The 18897-nt window shown below is 71.2% G+C and carries 19 protein-coding genes and 1 riboswitch; of the genes, 8 read left to right on the forward strand and 11 right to left on the reverse strand.

From position 1 onward, the window contains the following. Positions 1-103 precede the first annotated feature (103 nt). Entirely contained in the window at positions 104-808 is a 705-nt protein-coding gene (locus DIE16_RS09595; RefSeq protein WP_124485484.1) for a glutathione S-transferase N-terminal domain-containing protein, read from the forward strand. Positions 809-959: 151 nt separating this feature from the next. Here the strand turns inward: DIE16_RS09595 and DIE16_RS09600 are convergent, their stop codons facing one another. Beyond that, on the reverse strand, positions 960-1478 hold the full coding sequence (locus tag DIE16_RS09600; protein WP_124892185.1) for a MarR family winged helix-turn-helix transcriptional regulator: 519 nt from the start codon (positions 1476-1478) through the stop codon (positions 960-962). A 135-nt stretch (positions 1479-1613) separates the two neighbouring features. Between DIE16_RS09600 and DIE16_RS09605 the strand changes: the two genes are divergently transcribed. Continuing rightward, positions 1614-2798, forward strand: coding sequence for an MFS transporter (locus DIE16_RS09605; protein WP_124892186.1), 1185 nt, complete (start codon positions 1614-1616; stop codon positions 2796-2798). A gap of 264 nt (positions 2799-3062) precedes the next feature. Here the strand turns inward: DIE16_RS09605 and cobM are convergent, their stop codons facing one another. The 4 genes from cobM to cbiE are packed head-to-tail and all read right to left on the reverse strand — an operon-like array spanning position 3063 to position 6887. Next, complete coding sequence (gene cobM / locus DIE16_RS09610; protein WP_124485487.1) at positions 3063-3791, reverse strand: precorrin-4 C(11)-methyltransferase; 729 nt, start codon at positions 3789-3791, stop codon at positions 3063-3065. 44 nt (positions 3792-3835) lie between these two features. Continuing rightward, positions 3836-4567: a cobalt-precorrin-6A reductase gene (locus tag DIE16_RS09615; RefSeq protein WP_124892187.1), complete on the reverse strand. Its 732-nt coding sequence runs from the start codon at positions 4565-4567 to the stop codon at positions 3836-3838. Further along, positions 4564-5652 carry a cobalt-precorrin-5B (C(1))-methyltransferase gene (locus tag DIE16_RS09620; RefSeq protein ID WP_124892188.1) on the reverse strand — a complete coding sequence of 363 codons (1089 nt, stop codon included), beginning with the start codon at positions 5650-5652 and terminating at the stop codon, positions 4564-4566. The genes DIE16_RS09615 and DIE16_RS09620 overlap by 4 nt, the downstream gene beginning before the upstream one ends. Further along, positions 5652-6887, reverse strand: a complete 1236-nt coding sequence (gene cbiE, locus DIE16_RS09625; protein WP_124892225.1) for a precorrin-6y C5,15-methyltransferase (decarboxylating) subunit CbiE — start codon at positions 6885-6887, stop codon at positions 5652-5654. Before cbiE ends, DIE16_RS09620 begins: the two co-directional genes overlap by 1 nt. A gap of 226 nt (positions 6888-7113) precedes the next feature. Then, positions 7114-7306, forward strand: a riboswitch (cobalamin riboswitch). A 106-nt stretch (positions 7307-7412) separates the two neighbouring features. On the opposite strand from cbiE, the gene cobG reads away from it, so the two are divergent. The 4 genes from cobG to cobJ are packed head-to-tail and all read left to right on the forward strand — an operon-like array spanning position 7413 to position 11902. Further along, positions 7413-8774 carry a precorrin-3B synthase gene (gene cobG / locus DIE16_RS09630; RefSeq protein WP_311769708.1) on the forward strand — a complete coding sequence of 454 codons (1362 nt, stop codon included), beginning with the start codon at positions 7413-7415 and terminating at the stop codon, positions 8772-8774. Beyond that, entirely contained in the window at positions 8767-9393 is a 627-nt protein-coding gene (locus DIE16_RS09635; protein WP_124485491.1) for a precorrin-8X methylmutase, read from the forward strand. Before cobG ends, DIE16_RS09635 begins: the two co-directional genes overlap by 8 nt. Beyond that, on the forward strand, positions 9390-10124 hold the full coding sequence (locus DIE16_RS09640) for a precorrin-2 C(20)-methyltransferase (protein ID WP_124892190.1): 735 nt from the start codon (positions 9390-9392) through the stop codon (positions 10122-10124). The genes DIE16_RS09635 and DIE16_RS09640 overlap by 4 nt, the downstream gene beginning before the upstream one ends. Then, positions 10121-11902 (forward strand): precorrin-3B C(17)-methyltransferase, encoded by a 1782-nt coding sequence (cobJ, locus tag DIE16_RS09645; protein WP_124892191.1) that lies wholly within the window; start codon positions 10121-10123, stop codon positions 11900-11902. The genes DIE16_RS09640 and cobJ overlap by 4 nt, the downstream gene beginning before the upstream one ends. 254 nt (positions 11903-12156) lie before the next feature. Here the strand turns inward: cobJ and DIE16_RS09650 are convergent, their stop codons facing one another. The 4 genes from DIE16_RS09650 to DIE16_RS09665 form a co-directional block, all read right to left on the reverse strand. Further along, positions 12157-12900 carry an IclR family transcriptional regulator gene (locus DIE16_RS09650; RefSeq protein ID WP_124485494.1) on the reverse strand — a complete coding sequence of 248 codons (744 nt, stop codon included), beginning with the start codon at positions 12898-12900 and terminating at the stop codon, positions 12157-12159. A 52-nt stretch (positions 12901-12952) separates the two neighbouring features. Next, complete coding sequence (locus DIE16_RS09655) at positions 12953-14119, reverse strand: acyl-CoA dehydrogenase family protein (protein WP_124892192.1); 1167 nt, start codon at positions 14117-14119, stop codon at positions 12953-12955. Positions 14120-14225: 106 nt separating this feature from the next. Continuing rightward, complete coding sequence (locus DIE16_RS09660) at positions 14226-15527, reverse strand: CitMHS family transporter (RefSeq protein WP_124892193.1); 1302 nt, start codon at positions 15525-15527, stop codon at positions 14226-14228. 117 nt (positions 15528-15644) lie between these two features. Next, entirely contained in the window at positions 15645-16850 is a 1206-nt protein-coding gene (locus DIE16_RS09665; protein WP_124892194.1) for a CaiB/BaiF CoA-transferase family protein, read from the reverse strand. 272 nt (positions 16851-17122) lie between these two features. Here DIE16_RS09665 and DIE16_RS09670 point away from each other — a divergent pair, with 272 nt between their 5' ends. Both DIE16_RS09670 and DIE16_RS09675 read left to right on the forward strand, forming a co-directional pair. Beyond that, positions 17123-17365: a hypothetical protein gene (locus tag DIE16_RS09670; protein ID WP_124521779.1), complete on the forward strand. Its 243-nt coding sequence runs from the start codon at positions 17123-17125 to the stop codon at positions 17363-17365. Positions 17366-17510: 145 nt separating this feature from the next. Beyond that, on the forward strand, positions 17511-17939 hold the full coding sequence (locus tag DIE16_RS09675) for an NUDIX hydrolase (RefSeq protein WP_124892195.1): 429 nt from the start codon (positions 17511-17513) through the stop codon (positions 17937-17939). A gap of 15 nt (positions 17940-17954) precedes the next feature. Here DIE16_RS09675 and DIE16_RS09680 read toward each other — a convergent pair whose 3' ends face one another. Next, positions 17955-18281 carry a low molecular weight protein tyrosine phosphatase family protein gene (locus DIE16_RS09680; RefSeq protein WP_124485499.1) on the reverse strand — a complete coding sequence of 109 codons (327 nt, stop codon included), beginning with the start codon at positions 18279-18281 and terminating at the stop codon, positions 17955-17957. 36 nt (positions 18282-18317) lie between these two features. Continuing rightward, on the reverse strand, positions 18318-18890 hold the full coding sequence (locus DIE16_RS09685; protein ID WP_124485500.1) for a DUF1993 family protein: 573 nt from the start codon (positions 18888-18890) through the stop codon (positions 18318-18320). Positions 18891-18897 lie beyond the last annotated feature (7 nt).

An 18897-nucleotide genomic window follows, 5' to 3' on the forward strand; every position in this document is an offset into this window, starting at 1 on the left:
CGGTCGATGCGTTCGTCCCGTTCCCGCCGCCGTGTCAGCGGCTGCCGGCGACGCGTAGCAGGCCGGCGGGGCGCGGATCCTCAACGTTGACGAACGAACCTCCATGCCCGATCTGTCCGCCTTCCCGATCACGAAAAAATGGCCGGCCCAGCATCCCGACCGTCTCCAGCTGTACTCGCTGCCGACGCCGAACGGCGTCAAGGTGTCGATCATGCTCGAGGAAACCGGCCTGCCGTACGAGCCGCACCTCGTGCGCTTCGACACGAACGACCAGCTGTCGCCCGAATTCCTGTCGCTGAACCCGAACAACAAGATCCCGGCGATCATCGATCCGAACGGCCCCGACGGCCGGCCGCTGGCGCTGTTCGAATCCGGCGCGATCCTGATCTATCTCGCGGACAAGACGGGCCAGCTGATCCCGAAGGATCCGGCGGGCCGCTACGAGACGATCCAGTGGGTGATGTTCCAGATGGGCGGCATCGGCCCGATGTTCGGCCAGGTCGGCTTCTTCCACAAGTTCGCGGGCCGCGACTACGAGGACAAGCGTCCGCGCGACCGCTACGTCACCGAATCGAAGCGCCTGCTCGGCGTGCTCGACGCGCATCTCGCGAACCGCAAGTGGGTGATGGGCGATACGTACACGATCGCCGACATCGCGATCTTCCCGTGGGTGCGCAACCTCGTCGGCTTCTATGAAGCGGGCGACCTGGTCGGCTTCGGCGAATTCAAGCATGTCGCGCGGGCGCTCGACGCGTTCGTCGCGCGTCCGGCCGTCGCGCGCGGGCTCAACATCCCGGCACGCGGCTGAGCCGCGCGGCGGGCGCACCCGGTGCGGCCCGCCGTCTGTCCGGCCCGCCGCAGCGCGCGGCGGGCGGTTCACGCGCTGCCTTTCGCGCGTTTTCTTTCGGTGTTTCCATGTCCCGCTCGTCGCGTTCGTTCGACGTGACGATGCGGCGGCGCTACCTTTCGGCCGACGCTGACGCCGACGCTTCTCCTCCCAATCCCGCCAGCAGCTTTTCGAGCAACGCCGCAAGTTGCGCCTGCTCCGCCTCCGACAGCGCGGCCAGCATCGCGCGCTGATTGTCGACGTGCGCGACCACCGCATCGTCGATCAGCGCGCGGCCGGCGTCGGTCAGCGCGACGAGCGTGCCGCGGCCGTCGGCCGGGTTCGGCCGGCGCTCGACCCAGCCGGCCTTCTGCAGCCGGTCGATGCGCGCGGTCATCCCGCCCGACGACATCATCAGCGCGTCGTACAGCGCGGTCGGTGTCAGCGCGAACGGCGCGCCGCTGCGCCGCAGCGTCGCCAGCACGTCGAACTCGCCCGGCTGCATCCCGTAGCGCGCGAACAGCGGATTGAGACCGTCGCGCGCGATCACGAGCGCGGCTTCCTGCAGCCGTCCCATCACGAGCATCGACGACGCATCCAGATCCGGACGCTCGATGCGCCATTGCGCGAGCGCATGCGCGGCTCGATCCATTAACCCTCCTCGGCTCACCAGTTATCTTGACGTCGAGATAAATACGCATTTATCTTGATGTCGAGATACTTTACATGAAAATGCACGGCACGCAGGACGGAGGTGTCGTGCACCGATATCGAGGGCCACTCCATCATGAATCGCTCCACTTCCCCCGGCTGGCGGCTGGCCGCCGTCGTACTGGTCGGGTTGAACCTGCGGCCCGCGCTGGCCGCGATCGGTCCGCTGCTCGACATGATCCAGCGTGCGACCGGCATCGGCGACGGCGCGGCGAGCCTGCTGACCACGATCCCGATCCTCCTGATGGGCCTGGGCGCGCTCGGCGCGCGGCGGCTGCAGCGCATGACGGGGATCGCCGGCGGCGTGTGGCTCGGCGTCGTGCTGATCGGGCTCGCGTGCGCGTCGCGCTTCGGCGCGCAGCACGCGTGGCTGCTGCTCGCGAGCGCAGGTTGCGCGGGCATCGGGATCGCGATGGTGCAGGCGCTGCTGCCGGGGTTCGTGAAGGCGCATTTCGCGCCGCGCATCGGCGGCGCGATGGGCGTCTATTCGACGTCGATCATGGGCGGGGCGGTGCTCGCGAGCGTCGTCGCGCCGTTCGCCGCGGCCCGCTGGGGCTGGCTGGTCGCGCTCGCGGGCTGGGCGCTGCCGGCCGCGGTCGCGGCGCTCGCGTGGCCGCTGGCCAGTCGTGGCGGTGACGCACCGGCGTCCGGGCCGACGGCTGCGCCGCCGATGCAGGCGCGGCCGTCGCGCTCGCCGCGGGCCTGGCGGCTCGCGATGTTCTTCGGGATCGCGACGGGTGCCTACACCCTCGTGCTCGCATGGCTGCCGCCGTACTACATGCGGCTCGGCTGGTCGCCGACCGCGGCCGGCAGCCTGCTCGGCGGCGTGACGCTCGCGGAAGTCGTCGCGGGGCTGGCGATCTCGGCGACGATCGACCGCCTGCCCGATCGCCGGCCCGCGCTGCACGCGGCGATCGCGTCGCTGTTCGCCGGATTGCTGGTGATGCTGGCCGCGCCGGACACGCTCGCGATGCCGGCCGCGCTGCTGCTTGGCGCGGGGATCGGCGCGCTGTTTCCGCTGTCGCTGATCGTCACGGTCGATCATGCGGCGACGCCGGCCGATGCGGCATCGCTGACGGGGTTCGTGCAGGGCGTCGGCTATCTGGTCGCCGGGTTGTTTCCGTTCGCGGCCGGCATCGTGCGCCAGCATCTCGCGGATCTGACGCCGGCATGGATCGCGATGGCATGCCTGTGCGTCGTGCTGTTCGCGCTGGCGGCGGGCTTCGCGCCGCAGTTTGCGCGGCGTGTCGCGCGTGCGTAGCGCCGTTCAGAAGCGGCGCGTGAAGGCGTCGACCCGGTTCGTGGCCGGCGCGCGGTTGCCCGTTGCCGGTTCATGCAGTGCCGTTCGACGATGGACATCGATCGGCGGCCCGGTTCGCGCGGTTGCCCGTTGTCACCCGGTCGCGCCGGTTCACGCGGAGAGCGCCGCTCGACGATGGGTATTGATCGGTTGCCCCGCTCGCGAGGCAACCCATTGTCGCGATGCCTCGCAACGCGAAGTGCGTTGCGTTCGGTACACGCGTCATCACCCCCCGCTCGCGTACAGCGTCGAATCCGCGAACCCTTCCGCATCGAGCACGCGCCCGATCAGGATCAGCGCGGTGCGTTCGATCTGCGTGCCCTGCACCTTGCCGACGATGTCGGCCAGCGTGCCGGTCACGCGCTCCTCGTCGGGCCAGCTCGCGCGATAGATCACGGCGACCGGGCACGCGGGCCCGTAATGCGGCAGCACTTCGTCGACGATCCGCGCGAGATGCCGCACGCCGAGGTGAATCGCGAGCGTCGCGCGATGCGCGGCGAGCGCGCCGAGCGCTTCGCCTTCCGGCATCGTCGTCTTGCCCGCGAAGCGCGTGAGGATCACCGTCTGAGCGACACCGGGCAGCGTCAGCTCGACCCCGAGCGTCGCCGCGCAGGCGGCCGTGGCCGTCACGCCCGGCACGATTTCATAGGGAATCCCGAGCGCTTTCAGCCGGCGGATCTGTTCGCCGATCGCACCGTACAGCGACGGATCGCCCGAATGCACGCGCGCGACGTCCTGCCCTTTCGCATGCGCGTCGGCGAGCAGCGCGACGATCGCGTCGAGGTCGAGCTCGGCGGTATTGACGACCCGTTCCGCACGATGGCCGTCAAGCACGGCCGGCGGCACGAGCGACCCTGCATACAGGATCACCGGGCACGTGCGCACGAGGCGCTGGCCCTTTACCGTGATCAGCTCCGGGTCGCCGGGGCCCGCGCCGATGAAATACACCGTCATCGAAAAATCTCCGTCAATTCATGGGACAGCCGGGTTGCGTGGCATCAAGCACGCGCGGCCGGGTCGAGCGCATCGAGCAGCGCGGCGGCCGAGTTGAACGCGCGGTCGGCGTCAGGCAGCGGCGGCCGGCGCAGCATCACGACCGGCAGCCGGCGTTCGCGCGCGACGTCGAGCTTGGCTTCGGTCGCGGCGCCGCCGCTGTTCTTGCTGACGACGACGTCGATGCCCGCGAGCGCGAACAGCGCGCGCTCATTTTCGAGCGTGAACGGCCCGCGCGCGGCGACGATCTGCGCGCGCGCGTTGCCGGGATGCGCATCGAGGCAGCGCACCAGCCAGAACTGGTGCGGCGGGATCGCGTCGAGATGCGCGAGCGGTTCGCGGCCGAGCGTGAACAGCGGCCGCCGGAACGGCGCGAGCGCGGCCTCGATGCCGGCCCAGTCGTCGACCATCCGCCAGTCGTCGCCGGGTTGCGGCGCCCACGGCGCGCGGCGCAGCGCCCACAGCGGCACGCCCGCGTCGCGCGCGGCGGCCGCCGCGTTCGCGCTGATGCGCGCGGCATACGGATGCGTGGCGTCGATCACGAGGCCGATGCCGGCACCGCGCAGATACGCGGCGAGCCCCGCCGCCCCGCCGAAGCCGCCGACGCGCACGTCGCAGCGCAGGTCGTCGGGCACCTTGCCGAGACCCGCGAGGCTATAGACGTGCCGCGGACCGAGCGCGCGTGCGATCTTCAGCGCGTCGCCGGTGCCGCCGAGCACCAGGATGCGCGCGCTCATCGTGCGATCCCGACGAAGCGGCCCTGCCGGTCGATCGCGAACATCTCGACGGCGACCGATGGCGGCACGATGTCGCGCGCGACGCGCAGCGCGTGCGCGCAGACGAGGTCGCCGAGCGGCACGCCTTCGGCCTGCGCGAGCTTCAGCGCTTCCTGGCTGGTGTTCGCCGCGCGCATCGCGGCCTGCAGCGCGTCGTTCGCGCCCGCCTCGGCCGCCCACTGCGCGAGCAGCGGCAGGTCGATGCTCGAATGGCGGCTGTGCAGGTCGAGATGGCCGGCCGCGAGCTTGCTGAGCTTGCCGAAGCCGCCGCACATCGACAGGCGCGCGACCGGCGCGCGGCGCAGGTGCTTGAGCACCGCGCCGGCGAAATCGCCCATTTCGATCAGTGCCATGTCGGGCAGGCCGTAGTGCGCGCGCATCGCATCCTCGCTCGCGTTGCCGGTGCACGCGGCGATGTGCGCGATCCCGTTCGCGCGCGCGACGTCGATGCCCTGATGGATCGACGCGATGTACGCCGAGCACGAGAACGGCCGCACGATGCCGGTCGTGCCGAGAATCGACAAGCCGCCGACGATGCCCAGCCGCGGGTTCATCGTCTTCAGCGCGAGCGCCTCGCCGCCCTCGACACCGATCGTCACGTCGAAGCCGCCCGTGTAGCCGTATTCGGCCGCGAGCGCGTCGAGGTGCGCGGTCATCATCTGGCGCGGCACCGGATTGATCGCCGGTTCGCCGACCGGCAGCGTGAGCCCCGCGCGCGTGACGGTGCCGACCCCCGGCCCCGCGTGAAAACGCACGCCGGGCACGGCGGCGAGCGCGACCCGCGCGAAGATCAGCGCGCCGTGCGTGACGTCAGGATCGTCGCCGGCATCCTTGATCGTGCCGGCTTCCGCGCCGTCGGCCGTGGCCCGGCAGAACTCGAGCCGCATCATCACGCGCTGCCCCTTCGGCAACACGATCTCGACCGCATCGTCCGCGCGGCCCGCGAGCAGCACGCGTGCGGCGGCGAGCGACGTCGCGGTCGCGCAGCTGCCGGTCGTGTAGCCGAACCGCAGCGGTGCCGGTTGTTCGGGGGTTTCGTCGCGCATCAGGCAGGGTCCGCGAGGTCGGTCGCCGTGGAAGCGGGCTTGTGCACGTCGTACAGCGTGACGGGCAACGGCTGCCGCCACGTGTCGAAGCGGCCGAGCGGCTCGGCGTGCGCGAGCGATACGCGCGTGAGCGTGCCGCCGTGCGCGTCGCGCCACGCGGCGAGCGCCAGCTCGCCCTGCAGCGTGACCGCGTTCGCGACGAGCCGGCCGCCGGGCTTCAGTGCCGACCAGCACGCGTCGAGCACGCCGGGCACGGTCGCGCCGCCGCCGATGAAGATCGCGTCGGGCGCGGCGAGCCCCGCGAGCGCATCGGGCGCGCGCCCGGCCACGAGTTGCAGGCCCGGTACGCCGAGCGCGTCGCGGTTGTGCTCGATGTAGCGCTGTCGCTCCGCATGCGACTCGATCGCGATCGCCTGGCACGACGGATGCGCGCGCATCCACTCGATGCCGATCGAGCCGCTGCCCGCGCCGACGTCCCACAACAGTTCGCCGGGGGCAGGCGCGAGGCGTCCGAGCGTCAGCGCGCGCATGTCGCGCTTGGTGAGCTGGCCGTCGTGGCGGTACGCGTCGTCGGGCAGGCCGGGCGTGAGCGCGCGGCGCGGCGCATCGGGGCCCGCCCGGCAGTCGAGCGCGACGAGATTGAGCGCGGCGGTTTCGTCGATGTGCCAGTCTTGCGCGAGCCCGTCGATGCGCCGCTCGAGCGGGCCGCCGAGGTGCTCGAACACGCTGATGCGCGTCGGGCCGAAGCCGCGCGCGGCGAGTTCGGCGGCGACCGTGGCCGGCGTGCGGCCGTCGGCGCTCAGCACGAACAGGCGCCGGCCCGGCAGCAGGTGACGCGCCAGCGTCGCGAGCGGCCGGCCGACGAGCGACACCGCGCCGACGTCCTGCAACGCCCAGCCGAGCCGCGCGGCCGCCAGCGACAGCGACGACGGTGCGGGCAGCACGCGCCATTCGTCGGGGGACAGTTCGCGCGCGAGCGTCGCGCCGACGCCGAACAGCATCGGGTCGCCGCTCGCCAGCACGCAGACGGGCGAACCGCGCTGCGCGAGCAGGCCCGACAGGTCGAACGGCGACGGCCATGCGGCGCGTTCGGCCGGCAGCCGCGCGGGCAGCATGTCGAGGTGCCGCTTCGCGCCGACGACCCGCTTCGCCTCGAGCAGCGCGCGCCGCGCGCCGCGCCCGAGCCCCGCGTAGCCGTCGTCGCCGATGCCCACTACCGTCAGCCACGCCGTCATGCACCCTTCCCCTTCGTCCGATTCCATCGAGTCGCCGCACGGCGGCCGTGAAGGCGCCGGTGCGGCCGTCCGCATTGCGAAAGTCGGCATGGTACCGTGTTCCACCGCGCGTTTCATCTGCGAGCCCGCCGACGCCGGGCCGCGTTTCGCGTCGGCCACGGCGCCTGCCCGACGGTCGCCCGACGGTCGCCTGGGGGTCCCGAAACGCCGGTGAAATCGGGTATCCTACGGCCGTTCGTTCGCCGGTGCCCTTCGGGGCCGAAGAGGGAACACAGGGCGCGCCGCGCGCCGCTGTGGCTGCCCCCGCAACTGTAGACAGCGAGCCGATCTCCCCCCTCATGCCACTGGTTTCACCGGGAAGGCCGGGAGCCGGCGCCGACCTGTCAGCCAGGAGACCTGCCGGCCTGAAAGTGCGTGCGTGCCAGTCGGCGTCGGGCGGGGTGTACCGATGCGTTGGCCGCGGCGCGACACTGTCCCGGTATCCCGTTGAGATCCGCCCCCGATTCGAATCCTGCTTCGCCCGTCGTGCGCCCTTCGGCTTGCCCGGGGCTCGTGCGCGTCGTCGCGGCCGCCGACGGCGGGCTGTGCCGGATCAAGCTGCCGGGCGGCCGGCTCGACGCGCGGCAGGCGCGCGCGATCGCCGCCGTCGCGCGTGCCTGCGGCTCCGGCGCGATCGACGCGACCAATCGCGCGAATCTCCAGTTGCGCGGCATTCGCGACGGCACGGCCGATACGCTGGTCGACGCGTTGCTCGACGCGGGCCTGGGCCCACGCATCAACGCGGGCGAGGCCACTGACGACCGCGCCGCGCTCGCCGCAAGCGACGACGTCCGCAACCTGATGCTCAGCCCGCTTGCGGGGCGCGATCCCGACGCGCTGCTCGACAGCCGCACACTCGCGCTTGCGCTGCTCGACATGCTGACGCACGAGCCGCGCCGCGGCGAACTGTCGCCGAAATTCTCGATCCAGCTCGACGGCGGCGAATCGGTCGCGGCGCTCGATCATCCGCACGACATCTGGCTCGCCGCGTGGCGTCGCGGCGACGGCGCGGTCCGCATCGCCGCGGGCCTGGCCGGCTGTCCGCCGGTCGCGCCCGGCGATCCGCCCGCCGCGTTCGACGTGGCGCCGGACCAGGCCGTCGCGCTCGTGCGCGCGTTGCTGCTGGCGTTCCTCGATCTCGCGCCGGCCGACGTCACGCGGATGCGCGCGTGGCTCGCGACCGGCGGCGCACGCGCGTTGCGCGAGCGTGCGCAGCATTACGTACCGTTCCCGCTCGAAGCCGACCCGGCACTGGCCGGCTGGCGGCGCACGCAAGCGGATGCCGCGCTGCGTTTCGGCGCACGGCCGTCGCGCGACGCGGATCGCTGCAGCGTCGGCGCGCAGTTCGTGCTCGGCCGGCTCGACGCGTCGCAACTGGAACGGCTCGCGGCACTGGCCGACGCCGACGGCGACGGCACGCTGTCGATGACGCCGTGGCAAGGCGTGTTCGTGCACGGCGTGCGGCACGAACGTGCGCCGGCCGTGCTCGACGCGCTCGCGTCGCTCGGGCTCGTGTGCACGACATCCGACCCGCTGGCGGCGCTGGTCGCCTGCACCGGCAGCGCGGGCTGCGCGAAGTCGCGTGCCGATACGAAACGCGATGCGCTCGCGCTGGCCGCGCGCGTCGGCCATCCGGTCGACGTGCACCTGACCGGCTGCGAGCGCCACTGTGCGCTGCCGCACCCCGCGACGCATACGCTGGTCGCGGTCGCGCCCGCGCGCTACGACCTTTACCGGCGCGACGCCGCCGCGGGCCTCGGCGCCCCGCTCGCGCGCCATCTGACGATTGACCAGGCCGCGGCCCGACTGACGGGCGCGCGCCACAGCCAGGACACCACCGATGCTTGACTACATTCGCGACGGGCAGGAAATCTACCGCCAGTCGTTCGCGACGATCCGCGCCGAGGCCGACCTGTCGCAGGTTCCGCCCGATCTCGAGAAACTCGCGGTGCGCGTGATCCACGCGTGCGGGATGGTCGATGTCACCTACGACCTGCGCTTCTCGGCCGGCGCCGGCACGGCGGGCCGTATGGCGCTCGCGGCCGGCGCGCCGATCCTGTGCGACGCGAAGATGGTTGCCGAAGGCATCACGCGCGCGCGGCTGCCGGCCGGCAATCGCGTGATCTGCACGCTCGGCGAACCGGAAGTGCCCGACCTCGCGCGGCATCTCGGCAACACCCGCTCGGCCGCGGCGCTCGAACTGTGGCGCCCGCATCTGGCCGGCAGCGTCGTCGTGATCGGCAATGCGCCGACCGCGCTGTTCCACCTGCTCGACATGATCGACTCCGGTGCGCCGCGCCCCGCGCTGATCCTCGGCTTTCCGGTCGGCTTCATCGGCGCGGCCGAATCGAAGGCAGCGCTCGACGCCGACAGCCGCGGCGTGCCGTACGTCGCGCTGCTCGGCCGGCGCGGCGGCAGCGCGATGGCGGCCGCCGCGGTCAACGCACTCGCGACGGAGGCCGAATGACGGCCCCGCGCGGACGCCTGTTCGGGGTCGGCGTCGGCCCCGGCGATCCTGAACTGATGACGATCAAGGCGCTGCGCGTGCTGCAGGCCGCGCCGGTGGTCGCGTATTTCGTCGCGAAGGGCAAGAAGGGCAATGCGTACGGAATCGTCGAGGCGCACCTGCGCGACGCGCAGACGCAATTGCCGCTCGTCTATCCGGTGACGACCGAGGCATTGCCGCCGCCACTGTGCTACGAGACCGTGATTGCCGACTTCTACGACACGGCGGCCGGGATCGTCGCGTCGCATCTCGATGCCGGGCGCGACGTCGCGGTGATCTGCGAGGGCGACCCGTTCTTCTACGGGTCATACATGTACCTGCACGATCGCCTCGCGCCGCGCTACGACACCGAAGTGATCCCGGGCGTGTGCGCGATGCTCGGCGGCACGGCCGTGCTCGGCCAGCCGCTCGTCTATCGCAACCAGAGCCTGTCGGTGCTGTCCGGCGTGCTGCCGGAGGACGAATTGCGCGCGCGGCTCGCGCAGGCCGACGCGGCCGTCGTGATGAAGCTCGGCCGCAACTTCGACAAGGTGCGGCGCGTGCTCGACGAACTGGGGCTCGCGAAGCGCGCGCTGTACGTCGAGCGCGCGACGATGGCGGCCCAGCGCATCGTGCCGCTCGACGAAGTCGATCCGATGGCGTCGCCGTATTTCTCGCTGCTCGTCGTCCCGGGGGAAAAATGGCAAGGATGACGACTCCGCCCGTGATCGTGATTCTCGGCGCGGGCGCGCTCGATACCGCGCGGCGCATCCAGGCGCGTTATCCGGGGGCCGCCGTGCACGGGCTCGCGTCGCGCGTCGAGGCTGACGTGCCGTTCGACGAACTCGGCGCGCACCTGCGCGAACTCTACGCGCGCGGCTTGCCGATCGTCGCGCTGTGCGCGGCCGGCATCGTGATCCGTTGCGTCGCGCCGGCACTCGCCGACAAGGGTGTCGAGCCGCCGGTACTCGCGGTCGCGGAAGACGGGGCGGCCGTCGTGCCGCTGCTCGGCGGGCTGACGGGCGTCAACGTGATCGCGCGCGAAATCGCCGAATGCCTCGGCGTCGCGCCGGCGATCACCACGAGCGGCGAACTGCGCTTCGGCGCATGCGTGCTCAACCCGCCCGACGGCTATGCGCTCGCCGATCTCCAGCAAGGCAAGCGCTTCGTGTCCGACCTGCTCGCGGGCGCGGCCACGCGCGTCGACGGCGCGGCGCCGTGGCTCGACGACGTCGCGCTGCCGCGCGACGACGCGGCCGCGCATGCGATCCGCGTGACGCCCGATGCGTGGCGCGGCGCGCGCGACGAACTCGTGATCCATCCGCGCAGCGTGGTGGTCGGCGTCGATGCGCGCGGCGTGCGGGCCGATGCGGCGCCGTCGCTTGCCGAACGCATCGACGCGCTGCTCGACGCGCACGGCCTCGCGCGGCTGGCGCTTGCCGCGCTCGTCGCACCGGCGAGGTTGCTCGGCGATGCACGGGTCGAAGCCGCCGCACGGATGCTGGAGGTGCCGCTGCGCTTCGCCGATGTCGAAGGCGATGTCGAAGGCGATGTCGAAGGCGATGTCGAAGGCGATGGTGATAGCGAAGGCGATAAGGCCCGCGCTGGCAACACCGCTGCCGCCACCCTGCTCGCCCGCACGTTGCGCGTCGCGCATACGCTGCGCGCAGCGACCGATGGCCTCGCGTGCGCGGTCGCTGCCGAGCCCGTCGACCCCGCCACGCTCGGCCGTGCACGCGGCCGCCTGACGGTGCTCGGCCTCGGCCCGGGCGACGCCGCATGGCTCACGCCCGCGGCGCGCAGCGCGCTCGCGGACGCCACCGATATCCTCGGCTATACGACCTACGTGACGATGGCCGGCCCGTTCCGCGCGGAGCAGCGCGTGCACGGCACCGACAATCGCGAGGAAATGCAGCGTGCGCGTCATGCGTTCGAACTGGCGGCCGAGGGCCGGCGCGTCGCGGTCGTGTCGTCGGGCGATCCCGGCGTGTTCGCGATGGCCGCGGCCGTGCTCGAAGCCCTCGACGAAGCGCGCGATCCGCGCTGGGCCGCGGTCGAACTGCGCATCGAACCCGGCGTATCGGCATCGCTCGCGACCGCCGCGCAGGCCGGCGCACCGCTCGGCCACGATTTCTGCGCGATCTCGCTGTCGGACAACCTGAAGCCGTGGGACGTGATCGAGACGCGCCTGCGGCATGCGGCCCAGGCCGATCTCGTGATGGCGTTCTACAACCCGATCTCGCGTGCGCGGCCGTGGCAGCTCGATCGTGCGCTCGATGCGGTGCGCGCGCATCGCGCGGCCGACACGGTCGTCGTGCTCGGCCGCGACATCGGCCGGCCCGGCGCGACGCTCGCGACGACGACACTCGGCGCGCTGCGCAGCGATCAGGTGGACATGCGCACGATGGTGATCGTCGGTTCGTCGACGACGCGGCGTTTCGCGATCGGCGACGGGCGTGAGTGGGTGTATACGCCGCGCTGGTATCGCTGAACTTTGATGCGGATTGAGCCACAGCCCAGCCTTGCTGGCCGGGGCGGTGGCGTGGTTCGGGCGTCGAGCTGCCCGGATATCGCGCAGCAGCCGTACGCGTTCGCAGCGACCTTCGGGACGCTCGACGGCGAGCGGCGTACCGGCACGTGATGCGATGCGGCCGTTCGCGGTCGCTATCCGCTATCCGGCATCTGGCATTGCGGTGAACGAGACGCGAAGCGAAGCAGGCGCCCCGCCCCGCTTCGCGGCCTTTGCTAGCCGCGCCCCTGCTCGGCCAGCAGCCGCGCCTTCGCATCGACCAGCAGCGCTGCATGCGTGTCGCGATGCTGGCGGATCCGCTCGGTCGGCCCGACGACCGACAGCCCGTACCAGTCGCCGTCGAGCGTCAGCGCGACCGCGATCGCCGACAGCTCGGGCGCGCTCTCGCCGAAGTTCTCGGCCCAGCCGAGTTCGCGAAACCGCGCGGTTTGCGCGACGAGCGCCGGCAGGTCGGCCACCGTCGCATCGGTGAAGCGCTCGAACGACAACTGCGCGCCGAGCGCCTGCTGCGCATCGCTCGCGAGTTCCGCGAAGATCGCCTTGCCGATCGAGTTCGCATGCAGCGGGCGCAGCTCGCCCGGCTGGCGCGTATAGCGGATCGCCTGCTCCGACTCGACGACGTCGAGATACGTGACCGACGCGCCCTGGATCTTGCCGAGCACGGCCGTCTCGCGGCTCGCGTCGCGCAGCGCGACGAGATGCGGATGCACGATGTCGACGACGGGATCGGTCGCGTCGATCGCGGCGGCGATCGTCTGCAGGCGCCGCGTCGGATAGTAGCCGCCGCGCTTGCGCACCTCGTACAGATAGCCGCGGCTCACGAGCGTGCGCGCCATCGCCAGGCAGCTCGACGCCGGCACGTTGAGCAGGCGCGCGAGTTCGGTGAGCGGCAGCGGCCGCCGTTCGGCGGCGAACAGCTCGAAGAGATCGAGCGTGCGGGCAACGAGTTTGACGTCCATGACGAGCGCTTGATTCGGAACGGGAAACGCGCGCCGGGCGAGCCGCCGCGTGTCAGTACGACTTCGGCAGCCCGAGCACCTTCTCCGCGATGTAGCACAGGATCAGTTGCGGACTCACGGGCGCGAGCCTCGGAATCATACACTCGCGCAGGTAGCGCTCGACATGGTATTCCTTCGCATAGCCCATCCCGCCGTGCGTCGCGATCGCCGTCTGGCAGGCCTGGAACGCGGCTTCCGCGCCGAGGTACTTCGCGGCGTTCGCCTCCGCGCCGCACGGCTGCCCCGCGTCGTAGCGCGTCGCGGCCTTCATCACCATCAGCCACGCGGCCTCGAGCTGCATCCACGCCTGCGCGAGCGGATGCTGGATCGATTGGTTCTGCCCGATCGGCCGGCCGAACACGACGCGCTCGCACGCATACTGCGTCGCGCGTCGCAGCGCGGCCTGACCGAGGCCGATCGCCTCGGCGGCGATCAGGATCCGCTCGGGGTTCAGCCCGTGCAGCAGGTAGCGAAAGCCGTCGCCTTCGTTGCCGATCAGGTCGTGGCGCGGCACGCGCAGGTTGTCGATGAACAGCATGTTCGAATCGACGGCCTTGCGGCCCATTTTCTCGATCTCGCGCACCTCGACGCGCGCATGGTCGAGGTCGGTGTAGAACAGGCTCAAGCCGTCGGTCGGCTTCGCGACCTGGTCGAGCGGCGTCGTGCGCGCGATGATCAGCATCTTGTTCGCGACCTGCGCGGTCGAGATCCAGATCTTGCGTCCGCTCAGCACGTAGTGGTCGCCGTCGCGGCGCGCCTGCGTGCTCAGGTGCGTCGTGTCGAGGCCGGCGTCGGGCTCGGTCACCGCGAAGCAGGCCTTGTCGCGCCCGGCGATCAGCGGCGGCAGGAAGCGCGCCTTCTGCGCGTCGTTGCCGAACACCTGCACCGGGTTCAGCCCGAAGATGTTCATGTGGACGGCCGAGGCACCCGACAGGCCGGCGCCCGACGCGCTGATCGTGCGCATCATCAGCGCGGCCTCGGTCATCCCGAGCCCGGCGCCGCCGTGGGCCGGATCCATCGCGATGCCGAGCCAGCCGGCCTCGGCGAGCGCCGCGTGAAAGTCGGACGGAAATCCGCCCGCGCGATCGCGCTCGAGCCAGTAATCGTCGCCGAAGCGTTCGCAGATTTTCTCGATCGCGCTTTCGATCACGCGCTGGTCGTCGGTCAGGTCGAACTGCATGGATTGCTCTCCAGGAAAACGTGAACGGCCGCGCCGCACTCGAGACGATGTCGGCCTTCGAGGGGGCGCGGTGGCGGCCGGCGCGGCGCGACAGGCACGCGGACGCTCACAACGGAAACACGCCCGCCACGACCGCGGCGAAGACCATCAGCACGGTGGCGGCGAACAGGAACGGGATCGTGAACTTCTGGTGCTCGGCCAGCTCGACGCCGGTCAGGCCGACGATCAGGAACGTCGCGGGCGTGAGCGGACTGACTGGGAACCCGGTGGTCATCTGGCCGAGCAGCGCGGCCTGCGCCATCTGGATCGGCGGTACGCCGAGCAGCTTCGCGCTTTCCGCGAGCACCGGCAGCACGCCGAAGTAGAACGAATCGGGATCGAACAGCAGGCTGAGCGGCATCGACAGCAGGCCGAGCACGAACGGCATGTGGCGCGCATGCTCGACCGGCACGTACGCGACGACGACCTCGGCCATCGCCTTCAGCATCCCGGTGCCGGACATGATCCCGGTGAACGCGCCGGCCGCGAGCAGCACGCTCGCCATCATCAGCGCGGCCTTCGCGTGCGCGTCGATCCGCTCGCGCTGCGCCTGCACGTCCGGATAGTTGATGACGAGCGCGGCGACCGTGCCGAGCATGAACATCACCATCGGGTCGACGATGCCCGACACCAGCGTGCCGAGCACGACGAGCGTCAGCGCCAGGTTGATCCGGAAGCGGCCGGGCCGGCGCAGCACGCGCTCGGCGTCGGTCAGCTCGCGCGGCGCGACCGCGAGCGACGCCGCGCCGGCGCGATCGAGCCCGAGCCGCTTGGCCTCGCGCACGCCGAGCATGTAGGCGGTGCCGAACACGAACGCGAGCCCGACGATCTGCACCGGGATCATCGGCATGAAGATCGCCGAGCCGGGAATGTGCAAGGCCGCCGACGCGCGCAGCATCGGCCCGACCCACGGCAGGAAGTTGACCCCGGCCGCCATCGACGCGACGCACGCGAGAATCCGCCGGTCCATGCCGAGCCGCGTATAGAGCGGCATCATCGCGGGCAGCGTGACGAGAAACGTGACGGCGCCCGAGCCGTCCAGGTGGATCAGCAGCGCGAGCAGCGCCGAGCCCGTCACGATGCGCGGCGGATGGCAGCCGATCACGCGCAGCACGCCCGCGATGATCGGGTCGAGCATCCCCGCATCGGTGAGGATTCCGAAAAATAGAATCGCAAAAACGAACATCCCGGCGATCGGGCCGATGTTCTGCACGCCGCGCACGATGAACGTGCCGGTCGAGAGTCCGAAGCCGGCCGCGAGCGACGCGGCCACCGGCACGACGATCAGTGCGACGAGCGGCGACAGCCGCTTCGTGATGATCAGGCCGAACAGCGCGACGATCGCGATCGCGCCGATCCATGCGAGCATGATGTGTCTCCTCTGGCGCCGGCGCGCGTCGGGCGCGGTGCGGCGCGATGTCCGAAGCGGCGTGCGGGCGTGCGGCGGCGTCGGGCGCCTTCGCACGGCCGCCGGCCGCCAGGCGTGTCAGTTGCGGCGCGTGCGGCCGGCGTTGTCGTTGGTGTCGTTGGCGTCGTTGGCGTGGCCGGCGTCGCATGCATCCTCGGCAAACACCTGTGCCGCGTGTTCGTTCAGCGCCGGCGGCGGCCGCCGGTACGTGGCCGGTGTGCGGCCGAGCTTGATCGGCGACGCGATGCCGCGATGCCGGCCCAGTTCGACCTTCATCTGCCGATGTGCGACGTGCGGATGGTCGAGCGCCGCATCGAGCCCGAGCACCGGCGCGCACGGCACACCGCGGCGCATCAGCTGCTCGGCGAGCGCCGCGCCGTCGTGCGCGGCCAGCGCCGTTTCGAGCAGCGCGCGCAACGCGGCGCGGTTCGCGCTGCGCGCGCGGTTGTCGGCGAAGCGCGGATCGGCGGGCCAGTCGCGCGTGCCGAGCACGTCGCATAGCGCGGCGAACTGCCCGTTGTTGCCGACCGCGAGAAAGATGTCGACGCTCGCGGTCGGAAAACTGTCGTACGGCGTGATGTTCGGATGCGCGTTGCCGGTGCGCGCCGGCGCCTTCCCGGAATGGAAGAAATTCGGCGTATGCGGATGCAGGATCGACAGCGCGCAGTCGAACAGCGTCGCTTCGACGAACTGGCCGCGCCCGCTCGCATCGCGTTCGCGCAGCGCCATCAGCACGCCGAGCGCCGCGTTCAGCCCGGTGACGAGATCGACGATGGGCACGCCGACGCGCAGCGGCGCGCCGCCCGCCTCGCCGTTCACGCTCATCAGCCCGGCCAGCGCCTGCACGGCCGCGTCGTAGCCGGGCAGGCCGCCGAGCGGGCCGTCCGCGCCGAAGCCCGAGACGCGGCAATGGACGAGGCGCGGAAAGCGCGCGTGCAGCGTGTCGAAGCCGAGGCCCCAGCGCTCCATCGTGCCGATCTTGAAGTTCTCGACCAGCGCATCGGCGTGCTCGAGCAGGCCGAGCAGCCGCTCGCGATCCGCCGGCTGCGTCAGGTCGAGCGCGATGCCGAGCTTGTTGCGGTTCACGCCGAGGAAATACGACGCCGTGTCGCCGTCGAACGGCGGCCCCCAGGTGCGCGTCTCGTCGCCCGACGGCGGTTCGACCTTGATCACCTCCGCGCCGTGGTCGGCGAGGATCTGCGTCGCGTACGGGCCGCCCAGCACCCGCGACAGATCGATGATGCGCAACCCCGCCAACGCGCCCTGCTGCTTCGGTTCCGCCATGCGTCTCACTCCTGCTTCCGGTTGATCGGACCGCCGGTTCCGCCGGGCCGACAGCAGCGGCACGGTTGTCCGGACTCGAAGAATAATTCTTGTGTGTGAATTTATATTCACACTCGAGAATTTCATTGTCAAGCAGGAGATGCCCCGGCGGCCGCGCCGAGAACGCGGCCGGCCGCAAGTGGGGACGCCACCGAACGCCGGCCGGTTGCCGCGCCGGGCCGCGATTCGCTAAGCTGGCGGACGGTGCTCAACTGAAGAAAGGCGGAGATTTCATGAAACGCATGCTGCTCGCGGCCATCCTGCTGGCGTCGACGCTGGGCGTCGCCCGCGCGCAAACCCAGACCTTCCATTTTGGCGAGGGACAATTACAGCCGCGGGCCGCCGCGCCGGTGGCACGACCCGCGCCGGTGCGCCCGCATGTGACGCCGCCGCATCACCACCGGCGTACCGTCCACAAGCAGCGCCACGGGCGGTCCGGAAAGCCGGCGCGCGCGGGGATCGACACGCACGCGTGAGGTGATCCGCGTTGCGCGCGACAACGCACGGAACTGTCACGAACGGCCGGTATGATCGGCGCGGCGGCTTGCATGCCGTCGTGCCCGGCGATCGGCCGACGTGCATTTCCCTTCACGATTGAGCACCAGTTTTGTTTTGCCGAACATGAATACCGGGCCGGATACCGTCGTCAGAATCAAGGAACGCGCCACGATCGTGTGCCGCCAGCGCAGCAGCGTGCTGCTGGTCGCCCGTACCGCGGCGCGCTGGTCGCTGCCGGGCGGCACGATCCGGCGCGGCGAGACGCCGCTGGAGGCCGCGCAGCGGGAACTGGCGGAGGAAACGCGGCTGGAGGGGCTCGCGCTCGACTACGCGGTGCAGTTCGGTGGCCTCACGAAGCTCCATCACGTGTTCGTGGCCGACGTGCCGAAACACCTGACGCCACGCGCGAGCAACGAGATCGCGCGCTGCAAGTGGTTCGACGTCGAGCGGCTGGAGACGCTGCGTGCGAGCGTGCCGACCCGCAAGATCATCGAGCTGCTGCACCTCGACCGCTTTTCCGCGCTCGCGGACGGGCCGCCTCGCTCGCGCTGAACCGACCCGCGCGGCTCACGCGCGCAGCAATGGCCCGGCCTTGCGCTCGAGCAGTGCGACCAGCTCGGGCTGCATGTAGGCGTAGCGGTCGGGGATGTCGAGACAGACGATCTTCTTTTGCTTCAGCCGGGCGCCGAATCGGGCGTGCAGCTTCGCCTGGTGCGCGCGTTCCATCACGAACACGATCTCGGCCCATTCGAGCTGTTCCGCGGACAGACGCGTTTCCGCGTCGGGCGCGAGGCCCGCGGAGTCGGTTTCGACGCCCGGCCACGCGGCGAACACCGCCTCGGCCGTCGGGCTGCGCAGCCGATTGCGGCTGCAGATGAACAGGGCGCGTGTCATGCCGGTGCGCGGCGGCGGGATCGTCCGCTCGACCGTTCAACCCTGCGGAATCGTGCCGGGCCGCACGTAGGCCAGCATGTGCGGCACGTAGTCGGCCTTGCCCAGCTCGACGCCGTGATGGCGCAGGATCGCGTACGCAGCGATCGAATGAAAATAGAACTGCGGCAGCGCCCAGTCGCGCACGTACTGCTCGCCGGTCATGTCGAACGCAATACCGTTCGGCAGTGCGAGCGCGATCGGCAGCGCGGCGCCACCGTCGAGTGCGTCGGGCGCGAGTTCGCCGAGGAACGCGATCGTGCCGGCGAGGATGCCCTGTGCGTCGCCCAGCGTGCCGGGCTGCGCATCGGCATGCCAGCCGGCTTCCCGCAACGCCAGCAGCGCGTCCGGCAGCGGTTCGCCGCGCAGCCGGTAGACGGGTTCCATCGCCTGGAAGCACGAAAACCGCACCTGGGCGGCAAGCGGATACATGTCGGGTGCGAGCTTCAGCGCGAGCACCGCATCGGGCGCGTCGCCGGCGGCCTGCCGGTGCGCCACGGCCTTGTCGAGCCACGCGGATTGCGCGCGCAGCATCTGGGTGAAGGTTGGAACGAGAAGTTGAGTCGGTGACATCCATGCC

This window comes from Burkholderia sp. Bp9090 (assembly GCF_003857985.1).
GTDB lineage: Bacteria > Pseudomonadota > Gammaproteobacteria > Burkholderiales > Burkholderiaceae > Burkholderia.

Coding starts and splice junctions, on each gene's coding strand:
- DIE16_RS09595 (WP_124485484.1), top strand. CDS start 104: ATGCCCGATCTGTCCGCCTTCCCGATCACGAAAAAATGGCCGGCCCAG.
- DIE16_RS09600 (WP_124892185.1), bottom strand. CDS start 1,478: ATGGATCGAGCCGCGCATGCGCTCGCGCAATGGCGCATCGAGCGTCCG.
- DIE16_RS09605 (WP_124892186.1), top strand. CDS start 1,614: ATGAATCGCTCCACTTCCCCCGGCTGGCGGCTGGCCGCCGTCGTACTG.
- cobM (WP_124485487.1), bottom strand. CDS start 3,791: ATGACGGTGTATTTCATCGGCGCGGGCCCCGGCGACCCGGAGCTGATC.
- DIE16_RS09615 (WP_124892187.1), bottom strand. CDS start 4,567: ATGAGCGCGCGCATCCTGGTGCTCGGCGGCACCGGCGACGCGCTGAAG.
- DIE16_RS09620 (WP_124892188.1), bottom strand. CDS start 5,652: ATGCGCGACGAAACCCCCGAACAACCGGCACCGCTGCGGTTCGGCTAC.
- cbiE (WP_124892225.1), bottom strand. CDS start 6,887: ATGACGGCGTGGCTGACGGTAGTGGGCATCGGCGACGACGGCTACGCG.
- DIE16_RS09635 (WP_124485491.1), top strand. CDS start 8,767: ATGCTTGACTACATTCGCGACGGGCAGGAAATCTACCGCCAGTCGTTC.
- DIE16_RS09640 (WP_124892190.1), top strand. CDS start 9,390: ATGACGGCCCCGCGCGGACGCCTGTTCGGGGTCGGCGTCGGCCCCGGC.
- cobJ (WP_124892191.1), top strand. CDS start 10,121: ATGACGACTCCGCCCGTGATCGTGATTCTCGGCGCGGGCGCGCTCGAT.
- DIE16_RS09650 (WP_124485494.1), bottom strand. CDS start 12,900: ATGGACGTCAAACTCGTTGCCCGCACGCTCGATCTCTTCGAGCTGTTC.
- DIE16_RS09655 (WP_124892192.1), bottom strand. CDS start 14,119: ATGCAGTTCGACCTGACCGACGACCAGCGCGTGATCGAAAGCGCGATC.
- DIE16_RS09660 (WP_124892193.1), bottom strand. CDS start 15,527: ATGCTCGCATGGATCGGCGCGATCGCGATCGTCGCGCTGTTCGGCCTG.
- DIE16_RS09665 (WP_124892194.1), bottom strand. CDS start 16,850: ATGGCGGAACCGAAGCAGCAGGGCGCGTTGGCGGGGTTGCGCATCATC.
- DIE16_RS09670 (WP_124521779.1), top strand. CDS start 17,123: ATGAAACGCATGCTGCTCGCGGCCATCCTGCTGGCGTCGACGCTGGGC.
- DIE16_RS09675 (WP_124892195.1), top strand. CDS start 17,511: ATGAATACCGGGCCGGATACCGTCGTCAGAATCAAGGAACGCGCCACG.
- DIE16_RS09680 (WP_124485499.1), bottom strand. CDS start 18,281: ATGACACGCGCCCTGTTCATCTGCAGCCGCAATCGGCTGCGCAGCCCG.
- DIE16_RS09685 (WP_124485500.1), bottom strand. CDS start 18,890: ATGTCACCGACTCAACTTCTCGTTCCAACCTTCACCCAGATGCTGCGC.